This is a genomic window from Pedobacter namyangjuensis (assembly GCF_003313325.1).
GTDB classification, from domain to species: Bacteria; Bacteroidota; Bacteroidia; order Sphingobacteriales; family Sphingobacteriaceae; genus Pedobacter; species Pedobacter namyangjuensis.
Genome location: NZ_QMHQ01000002.1, coordinates 497,637 through 523,292, shown reverse-complemented (window position 1 = coordinate 523,292; position 25,656 = coordinate 497,637). Strand labels below are relative to the sequence as shown.

Sequence of the window (25,656 nt, the reverse complement as noted above, 5' to 3'; positions counted from 1 at the left end):
TTTGATTTTTCTTATTAACGTAGGTTTTCGATAACTATTGCACTGGCACCTCCACCACCGTTGCAAATTCCTGCTACACCAATTTTGCCGTTGTTTTGTGCTAAAACAGAAAGTAAGGTAACCACTATACGAGCGCCAGAAGCACCAAGTGGGTGACCAATTGCCACAGCACCACCATTAACATTAACCTTATCTTCTTGTAAGCCTAGTTCTTTGTTGTTGGCTAAAGAAACTACCGAAAAGGCTTCGTTGATCTCGAAGTAATCTACGTCTGCTGTTGTTAAACCAGCTCTACTTAAGGCTAAGGGAATTGCTTTTGAAGGAGCAGTGGTAAACCATTCTGGCGCTTGTTGTGCATCAGCGTAAGCCAGAATTTTAGCCAATGGTTTTAAACCTAACTCTGCAGCTTTTTCTGCACTCATTAATACCAAAGCTGCTGCGCCATCATTTAAGGTTGATGCATTTGCCGCGGTTACTGTTCCGTCTTTTTTAAATACTGGTTTTAATCCAGGTATTTTATCAAATTTCACAGCGTTTGGTTCTTCATCCTTTTCAAAGAGTGTGATTTCGCCCTTTCTGTCCTTAATTTCAACCGCAATTATTTCATCATCGAACTTGCCATCTGCTTGCGCCGATTGCGCTCTTTTATACGAGCTAATTGCAAAATTATCTTGTTCTTCTCTACTAATGTTACATTCGCTTGCGCACAATTCGGCTGCAGAGCCCATGTGGTAATCGTTGTAAACATCCCATAAACCATCTTTTACTAAACCATCGGTAATTTGGCCGTGGCCCAAACGGTAGCCGTTACGAGCTTTATCTAAATAATAGGGAACATTGCTCATGCTTTCCATGCCACCGGCAACTACAATTTCGTTTTGGCCAAGGGCGATACTTTGTGCTGCTAGCATAATTGCTTTTGTGCCAGAGGCACATACTTTATTGATGGTGGTAGATGGCAAGTCTGGCAACCCTGCAAATTTTGCAGCTTGCGTAGCTGGTGCTTGGCCTAAGTTGGCCGAAAGCACGTTGCCCATGTAAACTTCTTGAATATGTTCTGGCTTTAAACCAGCTTTTTGTACTGCAGCTTTAATGGCAAAACCACCTAATTGAGTAGCCGAAAATGAGGCTAATGATCCACCGAAACTTCCGATGGGGGTTCTTACTGCGGCAACAATTACTACTTCTTTCATGATATATTATTTTTGATATTTGGTTGCCGCAAGTTATAAAATTGAAGCTTATTTAAAGCACAAAAGTTGATTTATGACTTGTAGCTGTGGCTTTGTAACCTAAACCCGACCGACAGCGTTCCCGTTTTCTTCGGGATTAGCAAAGGGCGGGGCAGCATTTGCCAAATGGTTGCTGACCTTGTTTTTCGAAAAGAAAAAAATAAGATTTGGGACGGAGTAAGTTATTCCTCAGTTTTTTTTCTGGCTTTACTTCTGCTTTTGGCTTTTATGGCCTCGTTTAGCAAATACTCAATTTGCCCGTTAGTGCTTCTAAATTCGGCGCTTGCCCAATGTTCTATCTCTTTCAATAGATCTTGGTTAATTCTTAACACGAAAGCTTTTTTATCTTTATCTGACATCTGTTTCTATGGCTCCTATGTGTTGTGTTGTTTTTAAATTAATAAGAAATAGGTTGAGAGAATCTATGTCTGCTATGCTGAAAAGTAATTTTTTTCCGCCTTTTAATTCTAATTGCAATCCTTTGTTTTTGTCGTTAAAAATAAAAGCTTTATCCTTTAATTTAAACCAAAGGCGATGTCTAGTTCCCCAGCCTCCATATTCGGCAAGCGCATCGTATTTTCTAATATACATTGCATCAATACTTGTAAATGGAATATGCTTTGTCTTTCTGGCAAATGGCCAAAATCTATAACTTACACCTTCCTTGCTAATTTCTAGGCAGAATCGGTTTTGCTGAACAATATATATAATGATGAAGGGGAGTAATACGCCCAATATAGGGACAAAATAAATTTCCTTTAGTTGTTGCCATGACATACCGCCCTTTGCAAGAAAAGTTATACTTAAAATAATGATGGCTTCTATACCAAAAAGGATATAGAGCCACCAAAGATTTAGTTTCTGTTCTTCTTTAAATATCATTAATTATACAATGTGCCTGTATTAACAACTGGTTGTACGTTTCTATCGCCACATAAAACCACTAATAAATTACTAACCATGGCAGCTTTTCTTTCTTCGTCAAGCTCAACAATGTTTTTTTCAGATAGTCTTTCTAAAGCCATTTCTACCATGCCAACAGCGCCTTCTACAATAAGTTTACGAGCTGCGATAACAGCTGTAGCTTGCTGACGTTGTAGCATTGCACTTGCAATTTCTTGCGCATAAGCTAGGTGAGAAATTCTAGCCTCTGAAACTTCAATACCGGCTCTAGACAAACGCTCATTTAGTTCTTGCTCTAAAAGGACGCTAACTTTGTCTGCACCATCTTTTAAAGTAATTTCGGTACTTTCATCGTCCATATGGTCATAAGCGAATGTGTTTGCCAAATGCCTAACTGCTGCTTCGCTCTGTATGTTTACATATTGCAAATAGTTTTCAACCGCAAACGTTGCTTTAGCGGTTTCGTTTACCTGCCAAACAATTACGGCTGCAATTTCTATTGGGTTACCCATTTTATCGTTAACCTTAAGCTGTTGGCCGTTTAAATTACGTGCTCTTAATGAGAGTTTTCTTTTTACAGTTAAAGGGTTAACCCAGAAAAAACCATCGGCTTTTACGGTGCCAACATATTTTCCAAACAGTGTTAAGACCTTGGATTCGTTAGGGTTAACGATAATTAATCCTGGTAAAACCAAAACAAAGTTTAGCAAAAGAGTTATGGCTCCCAGTAAAAAATACTCGGCAACTAATGCGCAAATACCGCCAACTAAAAGCAGTAAGAATAAAAATAAGGTTAAATAACCTGAAGGTGGTTTGATAATTTTTTCTGTATACATAATGATATTAATTTGATATCATAAAAAGACAAAATAATTTTTAGAAAAGCAAATGTTTTTGCGATAAAAAGTATTTCGAAAGTTGATGTTTTCTGTAGAAAGAGGTTTTTAAATGTTTAATCACCGTTAAACGCATATCTATTATTGTCGCAAATTTTTGCTGTTTAATAGGCTATTGATAAAATAATAGTAATTTTGAATATATCAACTTTTTAAGTTTTGGCTAAAATCAATAAGAATTCCCATAAAGTTCTCTACCGCAAATACTCATCTAACATTAAATATGTAATGATGGTGCTTTGCGTTCTCGTGATTACACTTTACCTGCCTAAGCAACCTCGATTTAGATACGAATTTGAAAAAGGAAAAACTTGGCTAAACAAAGATCTTGTGTCGCCCTTTAGTTACGCAATTTTAAAAACTAATCCGCAACTGGCAACTGATAAAAAAGATGCCTTAAATAATGTATTGCCAATTTATAAGTTTGAAGATGATGTTTTAACCGCACAAACCGAAGGATTTAACAACGAGTTTGATGTTAAATGGAAATCGAATGATTTAGCTGAGGGGGAGAAGCAACAGTACAAAGATCAGGCGTTAAAAATGCTGGAGACTGTTTACAAACGTGGAATTATAGGGCTAACAGCTAAACATCAGAAAAATGCAAAGCACTACGAATTTTCTCTTTTGCGCAATAATGTTTCAGAAAAAAGTAATTCTCAAGATGTATTTACGGCAGAAAGCGCATTAGATTTTTTCAAGAATAATTACAAAGCCATAGATTTAAAAGTAAAAGAAACCATTCTAGACTTGGTTGAAAGTCATTTAAAACCTAATTTAATTTTTGATGAAGAATTAACAAAAGTTGTAGAAAATAGCACTGTTAACAGTCTTTCCACTACAAAGGGAATGGTGCAAAAAGGCGAAATTATCGTTTCGAAAGGCATGTACGTTGACGATGAGGTTTATCAGAAGCTATTGTCTTTTAGAGAAACGTACGAAGCGCAAACCAAAAGTGTGGGCGATAATAAACTGGTTTTTTTAGGTCAGGTATTTTTGGTTGGGTTTGTTATTAGTCTATTAATGGTTTTCTTATATCTTTTTAGAAAAGATATTTTTGCAGACAACCGACAGCTTTTATTGATTTTGTTGGTTGTAACCTCGATGTTGTTGGCGCTAACTTGGGCTATAAAATTACAACTCGATAGTCTCTATCTTATTCCATTCTGTATTGTACCTATCATTATTAGAATTTTGTTTGATACGCGTTTAGCGCTGAACTTGCATTTGCTCGTAATTTTAATTGCAGGATTTTTTGTGCCCAACAGCTTCGAGTTTGTTTTCTATCAAACAACTGCAGGTATGGTAGCAATTTACAGCATTAAAAATCTAGTTAAACGAGAACAGTTATTAATTTCGGCATCTTTTATTTTAGGGGCATACTTTGTTTCGTTTGTTGGCATCGCTTTGCTTAGAGAAGGAGATTTCTCTCAAATAGAATGGACAAAATTTTTACCTTTTGTATTTAGTGTTTTACTTTCTTTACTAGCTTACCCGTTAATATATGCTTTCGAACGCGTTTTCGGTATAACGTCTGATGTGGCATTAATTGAGCTTACAAATACTAACAATAAGTTGCTTAGAGAACTGGCTTTTAAAGCTCCTGGTACATTTCAACATTCGTTGCAGGTAGCCAACCTTGCCGAAGCAGCCATCTTTAAAATTGGCGGTAATGCTTTACTGGTTAGGGCAGGCGCTTTATATCACGATGTGGGGAAAATGGAAAATCCCCAGTATTTTATCGAGAACCAAAATACGGCGCTAAGTCCGCATGATAAATTGCCTTACGAGCAAAGTGCGCAAATTATTATTAAGCATGTACACAAAGGTATTGAGATTACCAGAAAGCATAAGTTGCCAGAAAGTGTAATTGATTTTATCCGGACGCACCATGGTAATACCCGAGTTGATTATTTTTACCAATCTTTTCTTAAAAACTCACCAGAAAAATTCGTCGACGAAAACATTTTCCGCTATCCCGGGCCAATTCCTTTTTCTAAGGAAACGGGCGTTTTAATGTTGGCAGATTCGGTAGAAGCAGCATCGAGAAGCCTTAAAAATCCAGATGCACAAAGCATAAGTGATCTAGTAGAAAGGATAATTGATTACAAATTGGAGCAAAACCAGTTAGATGACTGTGATTTGACATTAAAAGATTTGGAGACTATAAAGCTGATTTTCAAGACGATGTTAATGAGCATCTATCATGTGCGAATAGATTATTTACAAAGTGTGTAATTTTTTTTTGTAAACATGATTGAATTACTATATTTGCAACCTCGAAACGGAGATTTCGAGAATAGGAGAGGTGCCTGAGTGGCCGAAAGGAACAGTTTGCTAAACTGTCGTACTGGTAACGGTACCGCGGGTTCGAATCCCGCCCTCTCCGCAAAGCAAAAAGCCCGAAATCAAATTGATTTCGGGCTTTTTGCTTTTGGCATTTTTTGAAAATGAACTTGTATCACGTTCATCAAATCCACTAATTTCAAGAAATGAACAAAATGATTTTTACCTACAGTTAAAAGAACGTAATCTTTTTATAACTTGAGCCACCTATTGTATTAATGTTATGAACGAGTCCCGAAAAAGAAATGATGGAGGTCGAGATAGCAATGTGGACTATCAGCAACAACTTTATCTGTACCAGCAAAGAATTTCGAACATTTTAGAGAGTTTTACTGATGCTTTTTTTGAGGTTACCAACGATTGGACAGTAACTTATTGGAATAAGCAAGCCGAAGTATTGCTAGAAATGCCCAGAGAAATGATTCTTGGTAAAAACCTTTGGGATATTTATCAGGATGCAATTTCTTTGAAATTCTATAAAGAGTATCATCGAGCAGTAAAGGAAAATGTATCAGTAAGATTTGAAGAATACTACCCATCAAAGAAATTGTGGTTCGAGGTAGCCTGCTTTCCATCTGGAGAAGGCTTATCCGTTTATTTTAAAGATATTACCGAGCGTAAGCGATCTACCAGGCTCTTGGAGCTGGAAAAGGAAAAGTACAGTAGCCTTTTTAATTTTAGCCCCTTGCCACAGTGGGTTTATGATTTGGAAAGCCTGAAATTTCTAGATGTTAACGAAGCCGCCATTAAACATTACGGTTATACTAGGCAGGAATTTATGGCAATGACTATTGTACAAATTCGACCTTTGAGCGAGATTCCAACACTGAGGAAATTGTTGGCATCGAATTTTTCTGAAGAATCTTCTGGCAGAAGCAATGTAAAACATCAAAAGAAAAATGGAGAAATTATAGATGTTTTTGTAGAAGGCAATACCGTAACATTCGATGAAAAAAAAGCCAGACTAGTTATGGCAATCGATCGTACCATCGAGGTTCAATCTAGAAAAACGATGGAAGAGAGCATAGCAAGATTTAACATTGTGTCTAAAGCTACCAGCGATGCTGTATGGGATTTGGATGTTAAAACCGGAGAGATGATATGGAACCAAGGGATAGAGAAAATTTTTGGATACTGTAAAACCAATTATGATTATGATTGGTGGCGTGGAAAAGTGCATCCCGATGATCTTGATGAGCTTTCGGATAAGTTTGATAGGCTAGCAAGGCAACATGAGGAAAGAGTTAGCCTCGAATATCGATTTTTACATGCAGATGGGACGTATCGGTGTGTTTTAGATCGGTCTTTTGTTTTATTTAATGAAGATGGTGAACCCAAAAGGGTAATTGGCTCTATACAAGATATTTCCGATAGAGTAAATCAACTTAAAGCAATTGAAGCGCAGAACGAAAAACTTAAGGAAATATCGTGGTTTCAGGCACATGCAGTTAGAGGTCCTTTATCTAGCATTATTGGTCTTACCGCTTTAATAGAAATTGAAGGAAAGGCCAACGACGAAGTTCGCGAAATTGCCATTCGTTTAAAGGCATCGGCAGATAGTTTGGACAGTGTATTAAGGGAAATATTGCAACGTACGTAATCTGTAAATTTTTGGAAAGCACTTCCGGGTCAATAAATAAGGCCAGTCCCGCTTTCCGTTACAATATTTTTGTTAATGTTACCACCACTCTTTTCATGCTAAGCTTGGTCAAAGTATCTACATGTCTACAAAAATCTTTCGCCAAGCTAAAGATAACATTAACAAAAAGTATTTTCATTGCAATCGGGTTTAATATGCAAATTCAGTACAGCTATAAATTGCAATCATATACTTATACATCCTAAGTTAAAATACATCAAATTCCTACCTTAGCCAATACCGAATCAAATTAGAAACTAAAATGAGTCAATCTAAAAATAGCATAGATGAAATTTGTCCAAATAATAGGGGAGAATGGCGGGCATGGCTTAAAGAAAACCATAGTTTACAAGAATCTGTATGGTTAATATATTATAAAAAGAAGAGTGTTTATTATTCCATGTCTTGGAGTGATGCAGTAGATGAAGCGCTATGCTTCGGTTGGATAGATAGTGTAAGAAAGTCGTTGGATGACGAACGTTTTCAGCAATTATTTACTAAGCGTAAGCCAAAAGGAACGTGGTCAAAAATCAATAAAGAAAAAATAGAACGCTTAATTAACGAAAACCTTATGGCAGACGCTGGTCTAGCCGTAATAAAAAGGTCAAAGGAAAACGGCTCGTGGGATAGCCTTAACGAAGTTGAAGAATTAAAAGTTCCAGACGATTTGTTCAATGTGCTACAAAGAAATTCTGAAGCCGAATTTTTCTTTAACGCTTTAAGCAAATCTACAAGAAAAGCAATGTTGCAATGGATAGCCTTGGCCAAGCGTCCCGAAACGAGAGAGAAAAGAATTGAAGAAATAGTAGAATTAGCGTCCAAAAGGCAAAAACCTAAGCAGTTTTAGGTGGTGTAGTATCGAAAATGGCATCATGTTTAAGTTTCTATCAAAATTAATAATTTGATAAACAGCTAGCTAACTAATAATGTGGTAAAAATAAAATCAAATTGCCGACTTAGAATTGTTTAAATGATATTTTTTTTATCTTTGCGCCACTGAAAAGCTGTTGTTAGAAATAAATCAGAATAAAATTTGAAATTATTTTTTAGCTAAGCACTTAGTATTTAATTAGATAAGATTGGTGTTAATTCTTTTCTAGCTTAAATTGAAATATTTTGCAATTAATTTAGGTTTTTGATAGAAAAACATTAAATTTGCACTCCCTGTTAAAGGGGTAAAGGTGATACCAAAGTTCGGGATGTAGCGTAGCCCGGTATCGCGCCACATTTGGGATGTGGAGGTCGTAGGTTCGAATCCTGCCATCCCGACTAATATAAAGCCTCTTTTACATTTGTAGAAGAGGCTTTATTGTTTTTTTATAATTTTTTCAGAATCAAATTTAATACATTGCTAAGTACGGGGTTGTGGTCATCTGCTCTCCAATTGATATATAAATCTGTTTCGAAAGGGAGTTTTATAAACCTTAGACCTGTACTTTCATGGTGCAAATAAGAATCTGGTAATATTGCAATACCCAAATGTTTTTTTACTAATGCAATAATAGTAGAGCCAAATTCTGATTGTAAATAAACCTCAGGAACTACATCGAATGATTTAAAAAAGTTTTGAATAATTAAACCGTAACTACTTCCTTCGTCAATAGTTGGTAGGATAAAACGTTGTTCAGCCAAAGACAATGTCGATACATCTTTAATAGTTTTGTAAGGATGGTCTTCTGGCACTACCAACGCTAAATTATCTGTGTAAATTTTGGTCGATTTTATTCCTGAAGTATTATTGGTATCTCTAGTAATAGCTAAATCAATTTTATAATTGCTAAGAAACGCTTGCTGATTTTCATAAAGAACCTGTACCAACTCAATTTGTAGTTTCGGAAACTCGCTTGAAATTGTAGCTAAAAGATCTGGCATTATCGAAGCCGAAATTGAATCTGGATGGGCAATTTTAATGGTGCCACGTTCACCTAAATGAATCTGCCTAGCAAAGTTGTGTATAAAATCAAGTTCATTTAATTCTACTTCCCATTTTTGTTTTAAAAAACTTCCTGCCGGAGTTAGCTTTACATTCCTTTTGTTTCGGTCAAATAAAACAACATTTAACTCGCTCTCTAACGATTGTATTTGCCTGCTAAGTGCAGATTGTGTTATATTCATTTTAGCAGCCGTGTTCCAATAGTGTAGTTCGTTTGCTAGCGCTATAAAATATTTTATCGATCGTAAATCCATTAATGCAAAATAATCATTAATAAATGAAAAAATAGCATTTCATAACATTTATTGTTGGCGTAGATTTGGCCTATGGAGAATATTGAAATAAAACAGATTACGATTGATGATATAGAAGCGCTACAAGGAATAAGTAAACAAACTTTTCTTGAAACTTTCTCGGCAACAAACGACGAGCATAATATGAGTAAATATCTTGAAGAAAATTTCTCAACAGATAAACTAATTGTAGAACTTGAAAACACTTGTTCGCAGTTTTATTTGGCTTATCTAAATGCTCAAGTTATCGGTTATCTGAAGCTTAATATTGGCAATGCCCAAAAGGAATTTCCTGATGAAAATGCTTTGGAAATAGAAAGGATTTACATTTTAAATGCTTTTCAAGGTAAAAAAATAGGGCAAATGCTTTACGCTAAAGCTATTGAAATTGCTGAAAGTTTGCAGGTAGATTATGTGTGGTTGGGCGTTTGGGAAAATAATTTGAAAGCGATTGGTTTTTACGAAAAAAACGGCTTTAGGCCATTTGATAAACATATTTTCAGACTAGGAAATGAAGAACAGACTGATATCTTGATGAAGAAAATTTTATTTGTAGCGCAAGTTAACCATTAGCCAAATGGAAAAAAAGAAATTATTACTGTTGTTATTAATTCTGGGAACAGCTTTTTGGGGAATTTCATTTTCTGTTACCAAATTGGCAATAGGGCAGGAATCTGCAGGTACATTTTTATTTTATAGGTTTTTGGTAGCCACTCTTGTGCTTTCGTTGGTTTTCTTGAAATACGTAAAACAGATGAGTTGGTCCGACATGAGAATAGGAGCAACTTTGGCCATACCCTTATTTTTGGGAATACATTTACAAACACTCGGTATAAAATTCAGTACTGCATCGCAAACTGCTTTTATTGCCGGAACTAGCGTAGTAATTGTACCGTTGCTTAAATTATTTTTTTATCGCATTGCGGCGCCTTCTAAAACTTGGTTTGCTGCATTAATTGCATTGGCGGGTTTATCTGTTATTTCAATAAAACAACATTTTGTAATAAATACTGGAGACTTGTACACACTTTTGGGTGCCGTAGCTTTTGCAGTATACTTAATCGTGGTAGAAAAAAAAGCAAGTTTAAAAAGTCTTGTTCCTACCATTGTGCCCATGTTTGCAACCTGCGCTTTGCTAACTTTTGGGTTAGCTTTAACAGACGGTGATGCAGTTTGGCTACCAGCGCAAAAAACATTTTGGCAAGGTGTTATTTTTTGTTCACTCTTTTCTACGGCATTTATGTACACTGTATCTAATATTGCACAACGTTATATTAGCGCCGAAAGAGTTTCGGTTATCTATCTTTTTGAACCTGTCTTTGGCGCAATAGCAGCGTTTTATATTTTAAGTGAGGATTTGTCCTGGAAACTGATTGTAGGAGGTGGATTAATTTTTCTAGCGACCTTAATTTCGGAGATAAGTTTTAAAAGCATTTTCTTTCGCAAAAAGTCGTTAGTTTAAGAATTTTGAAAAGGCGCATTTAGCATGAATGACGTATTCTACCTGAAAGCTTTTTTTCGTTGATGTCTGCCAAAGGCTAATGATATTTGTTAATAATATTTTATTGTTGATAAGAAAATTTGCCTCCTCTTGTAAATTGTCTAAACTTCGTACTTCACAAAAAAGTAAAAATGGAAGATTTAAACGCATTAAGCCAGGTTGCAGAGTTTCATAAAACATTTAAGCACCCAATTTTAGAACAAGCTACAATTCCTTCTAAAGAAAGAAGCCAGTTAAGGATAGATTTAATTGCCGAAGAACTTAAAGAGTTACAGGAGGCAGTTAACGATGCTAATATGGTAGAAATTGCTGATGCTCTTTGCGATTTACAATATGTTTTAGCAGGAGCAGTATTGGAGTTTGGCTTGGCAGATAAGTTTAAAGTGTTATTTGACGAGGTTCATCGCTCTAACATGAGCAAAGCATGTAAAACTTTAGCCGAGGCAGATGCAACTATTGCACATTATAAAGCTAACGGAAATGTAAACGCTTACCACAAAGAAATAGACGGATTGTTTTTGGTTTACAGAGATGGAGATCATAAAACATTAAAATCTATTAATTATTCTCCTGCAAACTTATCTGGATTATTAAAATAAATATTACTATAATTAACAAAATTTAAAAAAATAGTATGGTAGTAGTAGAAAGTTATCAGGAGTTTGAAGCTTACTTAGGTAAAGAAATAGGGGTGTCTCAATGGCATACAATTGATCAAGAGCAAATTACCAAATTTGCAGATGCAACGTTAGATCATCAATGGATACATATTGATGCAGAGAAAGCAAAAACAGACAGTCCTTTCAAAACTACAATAGCTCATGGTTACTTAACTTTATCGCTTATCCCATATTTATGGAAACAAATTGCTGATATCCGTAACATAAAAATGGAGATAAACTATGGTATAGAAAGCTTCAAATTTGGGCAGGCGGTTTTGGTAAACGATCAAGTTCAATTAAAAGCAAAATTAAAGAATATTGTAAATTTAAGAGGCGTTACCAAAGTAAATATCGAAGCAACGTTAGTAATTAAAGATCAGGCAAAACCTGCTTATGTTGGCGATGTGATGTTTCTTTATCACTTTATAACAGCGTAACAAGTTTCTTTATAGTTTAAAGGTCTTGCTTAGTAAGCAAGACCTTTTCTTTTTGCTATATAATTTGGGTATTTGTTAATATATTTAAGCATTGAAACTAACCAAATAATTTCATCGCTTTTATAACGCTTTATACCTATGTTTAATTGGCTACTACTTTTGCCATACGCTCGGTTACTAGTGTTGCCATTTGCTTCTGTTGATGGTTTAAGTATCGTATTATTGTTTCTTATTATTATTAGCGCTGTGTTGACTATTCGTTTTTGTCTTAAAGCGGAACGGAAAAGTAAGGCCGATAATAAAATCTTAACCAAAACAAAAGCCGAGCTTTGCGTCAAAAATCAAGTTGCAACCGATTTGGGAAATAAATTGACCGAGCGAAACAAAGAGCTTCGACAAAAATCTAAAGAACTTCTTCAAAAAACCATCCTTTTAGAAAAACAAACTTTAGAATTGTTGCATAAAAACACTGTTCTAAAACAGCAAGAAGAGCAAATTTTACGATTAAACGTTTTGCTAGAAATAGACCACTTTCCCACGATTGTAACCGCGTTTAAACATCCAGTAAAACTAATAGATGATGATTTAGAACATTTTGCGAAACAGTTTGCAGAAAAAGAAAGCTGTTATAAATTTTTAGCAGACGTTAAGTGGCAGGCAGGATATCACTGTAAAAAATGTAATAATACCAATTACTGTAATGGTAAAAACCCGTTTAATAGACGTTGCACAAAATGCACTTACGAAGAATCTGTATTGTGCCAAACGATATTTGAGAATAACAGAATCCCTATTCAAAAAGCATTTTATTTATTGTACTTAATTTATTGCTACAAAGGGAATATTTCCTCTCATCAACTTTCAGAAAAACTTGGTATTAGGCAAAGCACTTGTTGGACTTATGCTTCGAAAATTAAAAAAATAATGGAAGAACGTAAAAAGGAGTTAAAATGGTTGGATAAAAACGGTTGGAGTAAATTGGTCTTAACTAGTAATGTGGCATTAAAACAATAATTATGAAATTGAAAATTACAATGGTTGCGGTTTTATTTACGATTGCAAGCCTGGGCTATGCGCAAAAAGTAAACGTTAAAAAATCAATGCAAAGTGCTATGGCGCAAAGCGATGTTTTAATCAGCAAAGTCGATTCGGCCAGAAAAATTAAACCCGATCAAGTATCACCACGTACGGTAGAGAATGGTAAGTTTAAAATGGTATCATCTCGAGATTGGACAAGTGGCTTTTTTCCGGCACAACTTTGGTTTTACTATCAATTTACTAAAGATGAGAAATGGTTGTGGTTAGCAAAAAAGTATACTGAGGATATTAAAAAAGAACAATTTAATAAAACTACACACGATTTGGGATTTATGATTTATTGTCCGTTTGGGAATGGTTTTAAATTAACGCAGGACACAGTTTATAAATCGGTTGTCGTGCAGGCTGCCAAGTCGCTCTCATCAAGATTTAATGCAAAGGCTGGCGTAATAAAATCCTGGGATCATAATGGTGATAAATGGAAGTATGCCGTAATAATTGATAATATGATGAATTTAGAGTTGCTTTTTGAGGCTACTAAATTTACAAGAGACTCATCATTTTATAAAATTGCCGTAACCCATGCAAACAACACAATTAAAAATCATTTCCGCCCCGATTTTAGTTCCTATCACGTAGTGGATTATGATACAGTTTCTGGAAATGTACGTAATAAAGTAACAGCACAAGGTTACGCTAAAGAGTCTGCATGGTCTCGTGGCCAAGCTTGGGGCTTGTATGGTTATACGCTATGTTATCGCTACACAAAAAATCCTGTTTATTTAGAACAAGCAGACGCTATCGCGAACTACATTTTGAATAGTAAAATTACACCAGCAGACGGCATTCCATATTGGGATTATAATGATCCGGCAATCCCGGATGCACCGAGAGATGCTTCGGCCGCCGCAATTACAGCATCAGCACTTTACGAGTTAATGGATTATAGCAAGGATAAAAAGCGCTATAAAATGGCTGCAGATAAAATACTCTCATCATTAAGTACTAACAGTTACACAAATGCCATTGGTGAGAATTATGGTTTTATTTTAGCGCATAGTACAGGTCACCGCACGGCAAATTCTGAGGTAGATGTTCCAATTAATTATGCTGATTATTATTACATAGAAGCGCTATTGCGAAGTAAAAGGTAATGAGAATTGAAACTAAGTGCATTTAATGATATAAGCAACTCTAAAACGCGTTAAATTTAGTTTTATAACCATTTGTTAATCAATTGATAAATGATTTAGGTTTTGTATTTGCTATATATTTTTTTAAAATTTTATAAAAAATGCAATTGAAATTATATCTTTGCACCACTAAACCGATAATTCGTTTGTTTGTTTAGGGATGCCTCCATAGCTCAGCTGGATAGAGCACCGGTTTTCTAAACCGTAGGTCACAGGTTCGAATCCTGTTGGGGGTACAAAAGCCTTAGAGAAATCTAAGGCTTTTTTCGTTTAAAAAGTTCGACTCCGGCGCTGAGTACAAAAGATTGCAATAGATTTAGCTAAGATTAAGATTTTGTTGTATTTATTACAGTATTATAAATTTTTGGGTAATATTTTCTACGTAAATTGAAATTTGCAGAGTAATTATTTCTACAAATTGTAGAAATAATTACCTTAATCAAATATTGTTCCTATTTTAGTTGCAGATTATTACCTATTATGTTTTGTTTAGCGCAGTCACGCTTTTGCGGTGCATGCTCATTTTGAGATATGTATTGCATGAGGTTACTAAGTTTATTGAGGCTATCATTGTTGGCTTCACAGCTACCGCTGTGTTGTATAGCCTTTGTTTTACTTTCTTTATTTGCTGGCCCTAGTTATGCAGAGGGTAGCAAAGATTTTTACCCTGCTGACGCAAAGGGTAATAGGGCTTTTTTGTACGCAAACGTCGACCCAACTAATTATACAGATCGTTTTCCATTCAAAACCCGAGGTGCTCATTTTGTTTATGCAAAAGCAGGCGAAACAATTGCGGTTGCATCAAGTGCTATTGGTGTAAACAATGGAAGGATAATTGTAACATCACCGGATGGAATCAGCACCACTTACAATGTAAATAATAATGTAGGTCTTATTCCAAACAGATTTGCCGAGTTACAAGGACCGGGGCTGGGCTACACACCAATCAGTATTTCTGTCACAACGGCAAGAGAAGGGGTTTGGAGCGTAGAATTTTTAGCGCCTGTTGGAAATGGAACCAGTAGCGATATTACTCCACCGGATGTATTGGCAAATGGGAATTGGAATCAACAGACCAACACAAATTCAAATTACATAGCAGCTTGGGATGTTTCTGTAAGAAATGTTGCAGGATCGGCTTGGATAAATGGGCGTGTATATACCAATGTTTTGAATCTGGGGATTAGAAACAATTTTACCAATAGCTCAAAAGGTTTTTATGTAACTAATTATGTTCTTACCGAAGATGGAAGAGCTTACCGTGTACAAACCAATGGCAATAATGGCTATGCTTTCACTTTTTTTTCTAACAATAATGGTTTTGCTGTAAATGGGGTAGCTACTTACAAAAGTTTAAATGCCTCTACCAAGATTGCGCTTTCTGGTCTTCATGATCCAAGAACACTCGATAACACCTTAAACAAAACCCATAAGATTTTTTATAACAAGCCTAATGCAGATTTACCCGAAAGTGGAGCCGCTTATGTAACGGCGGCGAATCAATCTACTTGGCTAAAAAGAAATGCCGTACTGCCCATTATTACCGATTTGAAATTTGCTGGTGTAGAAGGTACAGAAGGGAAGATTGGTTATAAAGGAGCGAAAATTACTTTTACTGCTTCTTCACCTGGTAGTTATCAAATAACTATTCCAGTGGTAAACGGCGCCAATCGTATTATCAACGGCGCAGCAGTGCAAGGATATAATGAAGTATTTTGGGACGTAAAAGATGGCAATGGAAATTTGTTGCCACCTGGCCCCATTACGCCGTTGGTAGAAACTTTCTTAAGGTCGGCAGAAGTGCATTTTCCATACATTGATATGGAAATCAATCCTCAGGGAATTATTATTGAACTAACAGAGAACACCACCGCGTATGAAGTAAATCCATTAAATACCGTCCTATCAGAGTATAGCGATATTGTTTACTGGGATGATGTGAACATTACTAATGCGGGTGTGCCGGGGCGTAATAGTTCTAATCCGGTAACTAATTTAACAGGACAAAGCAGTAAGGTTAATGGGCATAAGTTTGGTGCTTATAGCGAAAACAATCAATTTGGCGACGAACGTTCCATGGACACTTGGACCTATATCGAGAGTGGTAAAACCACAAAAATGGTCAACATTGAAATTCGGCATGCAGATTTAAAAATAGAATCAATTAATCCAGATTTATCAAAATATTTTTCAGATCGAACGATTACTTACACCGTGCGGGTTCAGAATGACGGTCCTTCGGCTGTCGATAGAGCGCAATTAGCCATTGCTTTGCCGACTGGGTTAACCATTAATTCGGTTTCAACGAATAATCAAAGTACAGGAGTGGTAGTAAATAATGCAACTACTTTTGCGCAAAAATACACTGCTTTGCTCAACATTCCGAACCAAGGAACAATTGATGTATTAGTTGTCGCCAATTTTGCAGGTAATTATAATCAAATATTCGCAGATGTTAAAGCGAGCATCTTAAGGCCGGCAGATTTAAGCGATCCAGATGCAACAGGCAATAATCCGGCAGAATCGATAGATGCGGATGAAGAATGTTTAAATGGATCCTCGTCGGGCACGGGCTTATGCAACAACATTAAATATAATACGGTTAATGGCCAGGATTTATGCCAAGGAAGTGCCATCAATCCGGTTTTTTACCCGTTATCTGCGGATGGAACACAATTTGAAAACTCTGCGTTGCCTCCGGTATTAAGTTTACAAGATGTTTCTGGAATTCGAACAGTAAGCGGAACCCTATCTAGTACTGGTATTTACAACTTCTATATTAAAACGTTAAATACCAAAAGAACGCAAACCAATGTAATCGTAAGATCCAACACATTACCAGATGCTACCGCGACTGGTCCGTTAAATGTTTGTGTAGACGCTACTGATAACCCTGTAATCACATTTAAGGGTTCGAGCGCACTAAATGCCTTCGAATTTAGCTACAGTATTAACGATGGAGCGCCGCTCACGGTCTCAACAGTTACTGGTTCTGATACTGCAACAGTTACGGTACCATTAACAAGCGTGGGTGTATTCACATATAAATTGCTATCGGTTAAAGATTTAACCACGGGCTGTAGCCAAGCAAAAAGTCTATCAATTGCTGTGGATGTACAGCCGAAACCAACAAAAGCACATATTCAATTAAACAATTAATAAAAACAACAATGAAGATCATTATCAAATCAATCCTAGTAGCATTTAGCATTATCTTTGGTTTAAATGCAACAACCAAGGCGCAAACAACCTATTACCCAGTTTATTTATGTGATGGTGGAACAGCTACATTGCATACCCCTGAAGAAACTACGCTCGTAAATGGCGATAAAGTACACTGGTATTTGGAGGGAACCGAGGTTATTGTTAACACCTACAATGGTACGCCTAACTCAACAGATATTATTACCTCTACTTCTCTTAATCATGGTGTTAACAACTATACAAGTAGAATAGAATCTGTGGCGGGCTGTTTGGGCGATATGTCGGATGCATTTCAAGTATATAGACTACCTAGCAAAACACTTGCCTTAACTACAAATAAGGCAACTTATTGCGGAGAAGATGCTACTTTAAGTTCTATAATTACGGCAACCACTACACCACTTCATCCTCTACCAGCCGGCATTGAGTATGAATATGTTTGGTCGGCCACCAAAAATGGAGCAAATGTTACTCCGCTTTCAAGTATCGGCTCTGATAATGCCTCAAAAACAGATGTAAATAATTTTACGCTTACAACTACTGGCGCAGGTACCTACGTATTTAATGCTACGGTAAAGTATGTAAAAACTACTGCTAATACAGGCGTGCTAAAATCAGGAGATAATAAAGGTTGTGAAGTTACTGCAACAGCTACGCAAACCGTAACGGTAACGCCAAAGCCTGTTAAACCTACCATCGTTATACAATAATTTTAATTTTTGCAGACTAAAGTTTGAAACTTAACCGGTATATATTACTGGCATTTTTCGTACTGCATGTTAATTTAGTCTTTGCACAAGCAAAGCCTAATGTTGTTAGGATCCCTTTGGGTTCTTCAGTGAAATTTGCAGTAGGAGATCAGGCTGGATCTTACTCGTTCCAATGGTATCGAGATGGAAAGCCTATGCCTAATGGTACCGAAGCAGTATATGTTGCAAGCGTGGCAGGCTTATACCAGGTGGTTTCTATAAACGAATCGGGATGCAAATCAGATCTTTCGGATGGTTTTTTATTAATAATTGAATATGCGGACCTTGAAGTTCGCAAAGTATCAGAAGCCCGGTATGTTGGGCCTGGAGAAACTTTCGAATATCAAATTTCGATACATAATAATGGCAATAGCAATGCAACAGGAATTGAGGTGATAGATAGGTTGCCGGGTAACCTTAAATATTTGGGAGTTACCGGAGAACCGGCCGGAACATTGAATGTAGTCGGTCAGGATATTTCCTGGAAGATTCCGGCCTTGGCTAATAACGAGAAAATGGTATTGTCTATAAAAACTACAGCCATTAAAGCTGGAAGGGTAACTAACACAGCTAACGTAACAGCCGTTGAGCCTGACCCTAATTTAGCAAATAACTCATCAACAGATGTAAAGGAGATTATCGGAAAAGTGGCGGTACCTAATGTAATAACACCTAATGGCGATGGTAAAAATGATGTGTTGTACATAGATGGATTAGAAATTTATCCAGAACATAGCTTGTCTATTTTTAACCGATGGGGAAGTGAAGTGTACAGGAGCAAAGGTCCTTATAAAAACGACTGGAATGGAAACGGACTTAACGAGGGCACTTACTACTATTTATTAAAGGTGAAAGAAAAAGATGGTAAAGAAAGAAGCACAATAAGTTGGATTACATTGATAAAAGATTGATATGTGTAAATTAATCAAGTTTATTTTTTTACTGTTCATTGCGGGCCCATGTTCAGCTCAGCAGGATGCGCAGTATAGCCAATATATTTTCAACGGCATCTATATCAATCCTGCATATGCCGGATACCGAGAGCGTGTAAATATAAATGCAACCTACAGAAATCAGTGGGCTGGCGTTGAAGGAGCGCCAAGAAGTTTTTCTTTAGCTGCAGATGCACTTATGCCTAATGAAAGGGTGGGCTTATCGATGATTGTAAATGCAGAACAACTAGGTGCGCAGAAAAGTATATCGGCTTTTGCCAATTATGCGTACCGTTTACCGGTTAACGAAGATGGCACTTCGAGGCTAGCTTTTGGTCTAGGCTTGGGCATTGTGCAATCTACCTTAGATGGAAATATGTTAAATCCACGCGACCAGGGAGACAACTATGTACCTAATGGTGCAGTTAAGCAAGTTCTTCCAGATATTAATGCTGGTGTGTTTTTCTCTACTCGAAACATGTATGTTGGTGCATCAGTTAATAATTTGATTGGTAAATATGTGCTGGATAAAAAATCTTTAGATTACAACTTTCCGACACCAAGACCACATTTTTATTTAACCGGAGGCATGCTTATTCCTGTTGTAGATTACGTTGTGGATTTTAAACCTCTCTTCTTAATTAAAGACGATATAAAGGGGCCGACGTTGCTTGATGTAAATGCTTTTTTTCTATTTAAGCAAACCATTTGGTTGGGAATGGGATACAGAACCGGCATTAAATTGTATGAGAAACCTGCTCTAATTGGTAATATTGGTAGTAGCAATGCGCTAATTGGAATGACCGAAATATTTGTTAGTCAGAATTTGCGACTGGGCTATTCTTACGATCATAGCATGAGCAACTTATCTGGTTATGCTAATTCTACCCATGAAATTTCTATAAGCTGGAATTTTTTTACGGAGAAGGAGAGACGATTAAATTTCTGTTATTTCTAATTTCTCGCTAAAATCAATAAGCAATAATATTGGCCTTTAATTTGTATTCTCATTTATTACTGGAACTCTGAATCCATAAGTTGCTACATCACATCATCTAACTGTACAATTTTCTATTTTATCGTTGTTATAGAGGGAGTTTTAAGGTTTTTTAAAAGCTCACGCTGATACTGAATGCCGAAATTTGATGCTTATTGCCAATCTAATTTTAAAAAGGATAATAGAACTTAAGCTATATTTGTCCCAAACTGTTTATAATTATCATGGAAAATGTCGTACTCATTATCGACGATGAAATTAAGATTAGAAGTCTTTTGGCAAGGATAATCGAATTAGAAGGTTATAAAGTGCTGCAAGCGGCAACTGCCAAAGAAGGTTTAAAGCTTTTGAAGGAAAATGAGGTGATGGTGGTAATTAGTGACGTGAAACTGCCCGACGCTAATGGTGTTGAATTGGTTAGTGAACTAAAGAAAATTCGTCCCTACATCGAAATAATCAATCTAACAGCATTTGGCACAATAGCGGATGGAGTAAACGCCATGCGGAACGGTGCCTTTGATTATATTACTAAAGGCGATGATAATGATAAAATTATCCCCTTGGTGTATAAGGCAACTGAAAAAGCCAAACTTCAGGTTAGAGTTTTTGATTTAGAGAAAAAGGTAGCTCGAAAATACAGTTTTGACAGTATTCTTGGAAATTCACCAGCAATAAAAGAGGCTATTGCGCTGGCTCAACGTGTGTCTGCAACTGATACTACCGTTTTACTATTAGGGGAGACGGGCACCGGTAAAGAAGTATTTGCGCAGGCTATACACCACGCCGGATCAAGAAGGCTAAAACCTTTTGTTGCCCTTAATTGTAGTGGTTTTAATCCCGAACTGTTAGAAAGTGAGCTGTTTGGCTATAAACAAGGTGCTTTTACAGGTGCAAATAAAGATAAAAAAGGGTTACTGGAAGAGGCTAACGAAGGCACGCTATTTCTTGATGAGATTGGTGAAATGAATATCGATTTGCAAGCGAAACTTTTGCGAGTATTGGAAAGCCAAACTTTTATTAAAGTTGGAGATACACAAACCAGCAACGTTAATGTTAGGATTATTGCGGCCACCAATCGGGATCTGGGAGCAGATTCTGCAAGAGGAACATTTCGTTCAGACCTTTTCTACAGGCTTTCTGTATTTTCAATTGATCTGCCTAATTTGTCACAGCGTAAAGGAGATATTGCAACTATAGCCAAATATTATCTTAAGGAGTTTACTGCAAAGGTAAACCGATCGGAGGTTACCATGGATAGTGCATTCCTTGATTTTCTTTACGCCCATCAATGGAAAGGGAATGTCAGAGAATTAAAAAACATAATCGAGCGTGCAGTAATCCTAGCAACTGGCAATACGCTCGGTCCAGAACTGCTACCTTACGAGTTTCACAATCAACCGATACCTCAAAATTCTATGGAAATGGCAACAATTGAACGCCAGCATATTACAAAGGTACTTTCTTATACACGCGGAAACAAGACTGAAACGGCAAGGCTACTCGGAATCGGATTGACCACGCTTTACCGAAAGATTGAAGAATATCAGATATCTACATTTTAAGAGCTCAGCTCCAATATGAAAAAAACCCTTCCATTTTGGAAGGGTTTTTTTATGTCCTATTTTTTAAATCCGGGGTTAGATTTTATATCTAGCTGTTTCATAGATTTTTATAGAGGTTTCATGTTTTGTGGTACGTCGGTTGGTAAGTAGGTTTAAACATTTAAAATTATGACCATTATTCTAACTCTCGTAATCCTATTGCTCAGTTGGGCGATGTACAAATCAGTCGACTGGTTCGAGAAAATCTAACAGCACATGACCACATTATTCATCATCTCTGTACTTGTATTCCTGTATATGGTTTACGTACTAATCAAACCCGAAAAATTTTAACAGACGCTCTTTTCGAGCATTAAAAATTTAAAAAAAATGGACACAGAACTACTCGGCATCGTTGCCACGTTCCTACTTACAATGGTAATTGCAATCCCTATGGGAAAGTATCTTGCCAAAGTCTTTGCGGGAGAAAAGGTGTGGACGGATTTCCTTAAACCGCTTGAAAACGGAATTTATAAACTATCCGGCATCAATATTAAAGAACAGATGAATTGGAAACAGCATCTAAAGGCACTGCTTACCATTAATATCTTATGGCTGGTTTACGGCTTTTTTGTACTTATACTGCAAGGTAAATTACCTTTAAATCCGGATGGAAATCCCAGTATGGCTCCAGACCTAGCTTTCAATACCATCATCAGTTTCGTAGCGAATACCAATCTTCAGCATTACTCAGGAGAAAGTGGAGTGAGCTATTTAACGCAGCAATTTGTACTGATGTTTCTTCAGTTTGTTAGTGCAGCAACCGGAATTTCCGCGGCAGTGGTACTGTTTAAGGCATTTAGGGATAAAACTACCGTTGAACTGGGTAATTTCTGGGAGTTCTTTGTGCGATCCATCACTCGTCTTTTATTACCAGTTGCAATAATTGTTGCTTTACTGTTAACATTTAATGGCACACCAGCAAGCTACGATGGTAAGGATCAGTTTATCTCCATGCAGGGAGATACGGTTAATGTATCACGTGGTCCAGCTGCGCAAATGATAGCGATAAAACATCTAGGCACTAATGGCGGTGGATATTTCGGTGCAAATTCTGCGCACCCATTTGAAAATCCAAACTATTTAACCAACACAGTTGAGATAGTTGCACAAATGCTCATTCCCTTAGCAATGGTTATAGCTTTTGGCTTTTTTATAAGAAAGAGAAAATTTTCGTGGATGATTTTTGGAGTGATGACCATTGGTACTTTACTATTGCTTATACCCGCCATCACTTCTGAAATCGGCGGAAATCCTGCAATCGCCAAAATGGGTATATCCCAATCTACAGGAGCAATGGAAGGTAAGGAGGTTAGGATTGGGCCTACGGCAACCGCTTATTGGAGCATTATAACAACTGTAATTTCAACCGGTTCGGTAAATGGGATGCATGACAGTACTATGCCGCTTACCGGCATGTGGCAACTACTTGCAATGATGATAAATTCATTCTACGGTGGTTGCGGGGTAGGTTTGCTTAACTTTTTTATCTATTTGATTATCGCAGTATTTATATCGGGTCTGATGGTTGGTAGAACGCCCGAATTTTTAGGGCACAAGGTGGAAGCAAGAGAAATCAAAATTGCAGCAATTATAACCTTGCTCAGTCCATTTTTAATACTAACTGGAACGGCAATGTCCAGCTACGTTTTTACGAATGTTGCCGGTGCAGATTGGGCGGTACAGCCCAAATCCTGGCTCAATAATCCTGGCTTTCACGGATTTTCTGAAATGCTATATGAGGTAACTTCTGCCAACGCTAATAATGGTTCTGGTTTTGAAGGTCTTGGTGATAATAACGTTTTCTGGAACGTGCTTACAGGTGTGATTATCTTTCTCGGTAGATTTTTACCAATCATCGGACCCGTTGCTATTGCAGGTCTGCTTGCTTCCAAAAAGTTCATTCCAGAATCTGCAGGTACGCTAAAAACGGATACAAAAACCTTTGCCCTGATGACTTTTGCGGTAATCCTTGTGTTAAATGCTCTTTCCTATTTTCCTGCCTTAACACTTGGCCCTCTCGCAGAATATTTTACCATGATAAAGTAACCTAGAAATGAAAACTAACAATAAATTATTTGAACCCGCTTTGGTGCAAACTGCACTTAAACAATCGTTGGTTAAGCTCGACCCACGTATAATGATCAAAAACCCGGTAATGTTTACCGTTGAGATTGGTACCCTGATAATGGCTTATGTAACTATTTACTCCATCAGCAACGAAGGGCAAGGCTCATTTTTATACAACTTTTTTATCTTTTTAATACTGTTGCTAACTGTCTTGTTTGCAAACTTTGCCGAGGCCATTGCAGAGGCGAGGGGAAAGGCACAGGCAAATAGTTTACGCAGAACCCGTGAGGAAACGCCAGCGAAGTTGGTTTTGGAAAACGGAGAGACAGCGATTCGTTCTTCTAACCTGCTTAAAAAAGGCGATGTTTTTATTTGCGAAGCTGGTGATACTATCCCAACAGATGGAGAGATTATAGTAGGAATAGCAACAATTGACGAATCGGCAATTACTGGCGAATCTGCTCCAGTTATCAGAGAATCGGGGGGTGATAAATCATCAGTAACGGGGGGAACAAAAGTGCTGTCCGATCAGATTAAAGTAAGGGTAACTACCGAACCTGGCGAAAGCTTCTTAGACAAAATGATTGCCTTGGTTGAAGGTGCATCCCGACAAAAAACACCAAACGAGATTGCATTGACAATACTTTTGGCCAGCTTCACCTTAGTGTTCATTATTGTTTGCGTAACACTGAAACCCTTTGCCGATTATGCCAATACGCCTATCACCATCGCAGCATTACTATCTCTCTTCGTATGTCTTATTCCAACAACTATTGGCGGATTACTTTCGGCCATCGGTATTGCCGGAATGGATAGGGCGCTGAGAGCCAATGTTATTACCAAATCTGGTAAAGCTGTTGAAACTGCTGGCGACATTGATGTGCTATTATTAGACAAAACAGGGACAATAACTATCGGAAACCGAAAAGCAACTAGTTTTTATCCCACTAACGGCGTAACTATCGGAAGGTTTGCAGATGCTTGTGTACTGAGTTCACTAGCCGACGAGACGCCAGAAGGCAAGTCGATAATTGAGTTGGCCAAAGGCGAAGGACACATCGTTCTGGAAACTGCGCCTAATAGAGCTGAGTTCATCAAATTTACAGCCGAAACTCGTTCGAGTGGAATAAATACGACGGACGGTAGAAGAATTCGCAAGGGAGCTTACGATTCGATAAGAAATATTGTATTGGAAGCAGGAAACGATTTCCCTATGGATATAGAAGATCAGGTAAAAGCGATTTCTACCAATGGCGGAACACCTTTGGTAGTTTGCGAGAATGAAAAAGCATTAGGCGTAATAGAATTGCAGGACATCATTAAACCTGGTATCAGTGAGCGTTTTGAGCGTTTGCGCAAAATGGGCGTAAAAACGGTAATGGTTACTGGTGATAATCCACTGACGGCAAAATATATAGCCCAAAAAGCTGGTGTAGATGATTTTATCGCGGAAGCAAAGCCCGAGGACAAAATGAACTACATTAAGGAGGAACAAGCTCTTGGGAAATTAGTTGCCATGATGGGAGATGGAACCAACGATGCGCCGGCACTTGCGCAGGCAGATGTAGGTGTTGCAATGAACAGCGGTACGCAAGCTGCAAAAGAGGCTGGTAACATGGTAGATCTAGATAATGATCCTACCAAATTGATTGAGATTGTAGAAATTGGAAAACAACTTCTAATTACAAGAGGTACCTTAACTACTTTTTCTATTGCAAATGATGTTGCAAAATATTTCGCCATAGTTCCTGCACTTTTCATTGCCTCGATCCCTGCTTTGCAAACCTTAAACATCATGGGATTAAACAGCCCAGAAAGTGCAATCATGTCTGCTGTAATTTTTAATGCTATTATCATCCCCATACTTATCCCGTTGGCGTTAAAAGGTGTTGCCTACAAACCCATTGGTGCAACAGCACTATTAAGAAGAAATCTTTTTATCTATGGTATAGGTGGTGTGGTAGCTCCGTTTATCGGCATCAAATTAATTGATTTGTTTATTGGCCTTTTTGTTTAGGCTGTAAAATTTA

General features: G+C 37.2%; 22 protein-coding genes and 3 tRNA genes. 20 read left to right on the top strand and 5 right to left on the bottom strand.

The window, feature by feature from the left end; genetic code table 11:
* Positions 1-14 precede the first annotated feature (14 nt).
* The 4 genes from DUT69_RS09425 to DUT69_RS09410 all read right to left on the bottom strand — a co-directional run bounded on the left by DUT69_RS09425 (position 15) and on the right by DUT69_RS09410 (position 2,971).
* A complete protein-coding gene (locus tag DUT69_RS09425; protein WP_113652975.1) occupies positions 15-1,193 on the bottom strand; it encodes an acetyl-CoA C-acyltransferase in 1,179 nt (392 codons plus the stop codon).
* A 221-nt stretch (positions 1,194-1,414) separates the two neighbouring features.
* Positions 1,415-1,591 carry an Arc family DNA binding domain-containing protein gene (locus tag DUT69_RS09420; RefSeq protein ID WP_113652974.1) on the bottom strand — a complete coding sequence of 59 codons (177 nt, stop codon included), beginning with the start codon at positions 1,589-1,591 and terminating at the stop codon, positions 1,415-1,417.
* The gene (locus DUT69_RS09415; protein ID WP_113652973.1) at positions 1,581-2,114 is read right to left on the bottom strand and encodes a hypothetical protein; all 534 of its coding nucleotides are present in this window, start codon (positions 2,112-2,114) and stop codon (positions 1,581-1,583) included. Before DUT69_RS09415 ends, DUT69_RS09420 begins: the two co-directional genes overlap by 11 nt.
* Positions 2,114-2,971 carry an SPFH domain-containing protein gene (locus DUT69_RS09410; protein ID WP_113652972.1) on the bottom strand — a complete coding sequence of 286 codons (858 nt, stop codon included), beginning with the start codon at positions 2,969-2,971 and terminating at the stop codon, positions 2,114-2,116. The genes DUT69_RS09415 and DUT69_RS09410 overlap by 1 nt, the downstream gene beginning before the upstream one ends.
* A gap of 219 nt (positions 2,972-3,190) precedes the next feature.
* On the opposite strand from DUT69_RS09410, the gene DUT69_RS09405 reads away from it, so the two are divergent.
* From DUT69_RS09405 to DUT69_RS09385, 5 genes are all read left to right on the top strand, one after another.
* Positions 3,191-5,269: an HD family phosphohydrolase gene (locus DUT69_RS09405; RefSeq protein ID WP_394341240.1), complete on the top strand. Its 2,079-nt coding sequence runs from the start codon at positions 3,191-3,193 to the stop codon at positions 5,267-5,269.
* Between the two features lie 64 nt (positions 5,270-5,333).
* Positions 5,334-5,420, top strand: a tRNA-Ser gene (locus DUT69_RS09400).
* Positions 5,421-5,600: 180 nt separating this feature from the next.
* Positions 5,601-6,977 (top strand): PAS domain S-box protein, encoded by a 1,377-nt coding sequence (locus DUT69_RS09395; protein WP_113652971.1) that lies wholly within the window; start codon positions 5,601-5,603, stop codon positions 6,975-6,977.
* Positions 6,978-7,278: 301 nt separating this feature from the next.
* Complete coding sequence (locus DUT69_RS09390; RefSeq protein WP_113652970.1) at positions 7,279-7,863, top strand: YdeI/OmpD-associated family protein; 585 nt, start codon at positions 7,279-7,281, stop codon at positions 7,861-7,863.
* A 348-nt stretch (positions 7,864-8,211) separates the two neighbouring features.
* A tRNA-Pro gene (locus tag DUT69_RS09385) sits at positions 8,212-8,285 on the top strand.
* Between the two features lie 48 nt (positions 8,286-8,333).
* Here the strand turns inward: DUT69_RS09385 and DUT69_RS09380 are convergent.
* Entirely contained in the window at positions 8,334-9,203 is an 870-nt protein-coding gene (locus DUT69_RS09380; protein WP_113652969.1) for a LysR family transcriptional regulator, read from the bottom strand.
* 72 nt (positions 9,204-9,275) lie between these two features.
* On the opposite strand from DUT69_RS09380, the gene DUT69_RS09375 reads away from it, so the two are divergent.
* The 15 genes from DUT69_RS09375 to kdpB all read left to right on the top strand — a co-directional run bounded on the left by DUT69_RS09375 (position 9,276) and on the right by kdpB (position 25,643).
* On the top strand, positions 9,276-9,815 hold the full coding sequence (locus tag DUT69_RS09375) for a GNAT family N-acetyltransferase (protein ID WP_113652968.1): 540 nt from the start codon (positions 9,276-9,278) through the stop codon (positions 9,813-9,815).
* A 4-nt stretch (positions 9,816-9,819) separates the two neighbouring features.
* Positions 9,820-10,704, top strand: a complete 885-nt coding sequence (locus tag DUT69_RS09370; RefSeq protein ID WP_113652967.1) for a DMT family transporter — start codon at positions 9,820-9,822, stop codon at positions 10,702-10,704.
* Between the two features lie 170 nt (positions 10,705-10,874).
* On the top strand, positions 10,875-11,342 hold the full coding sequence (locus DUT69_RS09360) for a pyrophosphohydrolase domain-containing protein (RefSeq protein WP_113652965.1): 468 nt from the start codon (positions 10,875-10,877) through the stop codon (positions 11,340-11,342).
* 35 nt (positions 11,343-11,377) lie between these two features.
* A complete protein-coding gene (locus DUT69_RS09355; protein ID WP_113652964.1) occupies positions 11,378-11,842 on the top strand; it encodes a MaoC family dehydratase in 465 nt (154 codons plus the stop codon).
* Positions 11,843-11,980: 138 nt separating this feature from the next.
* The gene (locus DUT69_RS09350; protein ID WP_162796235.1) at positions 11,981-12,856 is read left to right on the top strand and encodes a hypothetical protein; all 876 of its coding nucleotides are present in this window, start codon (positions 11,981-11,983) and stop codon (positions 12,854-12,856) included.
* A 2-nt stretch (positions 12,857-12,858) separates the two neighbouring features.
* Positions 12,859-14,034, top strand: a complete 1,176-nt coding sequence (locus tag DUT69_RS09345; protein ID WP_113652962.1) for a glycoside hydrolase family 88 protein — start codon at positions 12,859-12,861, stop codon at positions 14,032-14,034.
* A 201-nt stretch (positions 14,035-14,235) separates the two neighbouring features.
* A tRNA-Arg gene (locus DUT69_RS09340) sits at positions 14,236-14,309 on the top strand.
* Positions 14,310-14,613: 304 nt separating this feature from the next.
* A complete protein-coding gene (locus DUT69_RS09335) occupies positions 14,614-17,232 on the top strand; it encodes a DUF11 domain-containing protein (RefSeq protein WP_162796234.1) in 2,619 nt (872 codons plus the stop codon).
* 11 nt (positions 17,233-17,243) lie between these two features.
* Complete coding sequence (locus DUT69_RS09330) at positions 17,244-17,987, top strand: hypothetical protein (protein ID WP_113652960.1); 744 nt, start codon at positions 17,244-17,246, stop codon at positions 17,985-17,987.
* A 128-nt stretch (positions 17,988-18,115) separates the two neighbouring features.
* On the top strand, positions 18,116-18,937 hold the full coding sequence (locus tag DUT69_RS09325) for a T9SS type B sorting domain-containing protein (RefSeq protein WP_162796233.1): 822 nt from the start codon (positions 18,116-18,118) through the stop codon (positions 18,935-18,937).
* Between the two features lies 1 nt (position 18,938).
* Positions 18,939-19,916, top strand: a complete 978-nt coding sequence (locus DUT69_RS09320) for a PorP/SprF family type IX secretion system membrane protein (RefSeq protein WP_113652958.1) — start codon at positions 18,939-18,941, stop codon at positions 19,914-19,916.
* A 263-nt stretch (positions 19,917-20,179) separates the two neighbouring features.
* Positions 20,180-21,517, top strand: a complete 1,338-nt coding sequence (locus DUT69_RS09315) for a sigma-54-dependent transcriptional regulator (protein WP_113652957.1) — start codon at positions 20,180-20,182, stop codon at positions 21,515-21,517.
* A 255-nt stretch (positions 21,518-21,772) separates the two neighbouring features.
* On the top strand, positions 21,773-21,850 hold the full coding sequence (locus DUT69_RS19555) for a potassium-transporting ATPase subunit F (protein ID WP_113653450.1): 78 nt from the start codon (positions 21,773-21,775) through the stop codon (positions 21,848-21,850).
* 36 nt (positions 21,851-21,886) lie between these two features.
* Positions 21,887-23,605, top strand: a complete 1,719-nt coding sequence (gene kdpA, locus DUT69_RS09305; RefSeq protein ID WP_113652956.1) for a potassium-transporting ATPase subunit KdpA — start codon at positions 21,887-21,889, stop codon at positions 23,603-23,605.
* A gap of 7 nt (positions 23,606-23,612) precedes the next feature.
* Complete coding sequence (kdpB, locus tag DUT69_RS09300) at positions 23,613-25,643, top strand: potassium-transporting ATPase subunit KdpB (protein ID WP_113652955.1); 2,031 nt, start codon at positions 23,613-23,615, stop codon at positions 25,641-25,643.
* Positions 25,644-25,656 lie beyond the last annotated feature (13 nt).

Excerpts from the sequence above, each read along its gene's own strand:
- DUT69_RS09425 (WP_113652975.1), bottom strand. The coding sequence starts at position 1,193 with ATGAAAGAAGTAGTAATTGTTGCCGCAGTAAGAACCCCCATCGGAAGT.
- DUT69_RS09420 (WP_113652974.1), bottom strand. The coding sequence starts at position 1,591 with ATGTCAGATAAAGATAAAAAAGCTTTCGTGTTAAGAATTAACCAAGAT.
- DUT69_RS09415 (WP_113652973.1), bottom strand. The coding sequence starts at position 2,114 with ATGATATTTAAAGAAGAACAGAAACTAAATCTTTGGTGGCTCTATATC.
- DUT69_RS09410 (WP_113652972.1), bottom strand. The coding sequence starts at position 2,971 with ATGTATACAGAAAAAATTATCAAACCACCTTCAGGTTATTTAACCTTA.
- DUT69_RS09395 (WP_113652971.1), top strand. The coding sequence starts at position 5,601 with ATGAACGAGTCCCGAAAAAGAAATGATGGAGGTCGAGATAGCAATGTG.
- DUT69_RS09390 (WP_113652970.1), top strand. The coding sequence starts at position 7,279 with ATGAGTCAATCTAAAAATAGCATAGATGAAATTTGTCCAAATAATAGG.
- DUT69_RS09380 (WP_113652969.1), bottom strand. The coding sequence starts at position 9,203 with ATGGATTTACGATCGATAAAATATTTTATAGCGCTAGCAAACGAACTA.
- DUT69_RS09375 (WP_113652968.1), top strand. The coding sequence starts at position 9,276 with ATGGAGAATATTGAAATAAAACAGATTACGATTGATGATATAGAAGCG.
- DUT69_RS09370 (WP_113652967.1), top strand. The coding sequence starts at position 9,820 with ATGGAAAAAAAGAAATTATTACTGTTGTTATTAATTCTGGGAACAGCT.
- DUT69_RS09360 (WP_113652965.1), top strand. The coding sequence starts at position 10,875 with ATGGAAGATTTAAACGCATTAAGCCAGGTTGCAGAGTTTCATAAAACA.
- DUT69_RS09355 (WP_113652964.1), top strand. The coding sequence starts at position 11,378 with ATGGTAGTAGTAGAAAGTTATCAGGAGTTTGAAGCTTACTTAGGTAAA.
- DUT69_RS09350 (WP_162796235.1), top strand. The coding sequence starts at position 11,981 with ATGTTTAATTGGCTACTACTTTTGCCATACGCTCGGTTACTAGTGTTG.
- DUT69_RS09345 (WP_113652962.1), top strand. The coding sequence starts at position 12,859 with ATGAAATTGAAAATTACAATGGTTGCGGTTTTATTTACGATTGCAAGC.
- DUT69_RS09335 (WP_162796234.1), top strand. The coding sequence starts at position 14,614 with ATGAGGTTACTAAGTTTATTGAGGCTATCATTGTTGGCTTCACAGCTA.
- DUT69_RS09330 (WP_113652960.1), top strand. The coding sequence starts at position 17,244 with ATGAAGATCATTATCAAATCAATCCTAGTAGCATTTAGCATTATCTTT.
- DUT69_RS09320 (WP_113652958.1), top strand. The coding sequence starts at position 18,939 with ATGTGTAAATTAATCAAGTTTATTTTTTTACTGTTCATTGCGGGCCCA.
- DUT69_RS09315 (WP_113652957.1), top strand. The coding sequence starts at position 20,180 with ATGGAAAATGTCGTACTCATTATCGACGATGAAATTAAGATTAGAAGT.
- DUT69_RS19555 (WP_113653450.1), top strand. The coding sequence starts at position 21,773 with ATGACCACATTATTCATCATCTCTGTACTTGTATTCCTGTATATGGTT.
- kdpA (WP_113652956.1), top strand. The coding sequence starts at position 21,887 with ATGGACACAGAACTACTCGGCATCGTTGCCACGTTCCTACTTACAATG.
- kdpB (WP_113652955.1), top strand. The coding sequence starts at position 23,613 with ATGAAAACTAACAATAAATTATTTGAACCCGCTTTGGTGCAAACTGCA.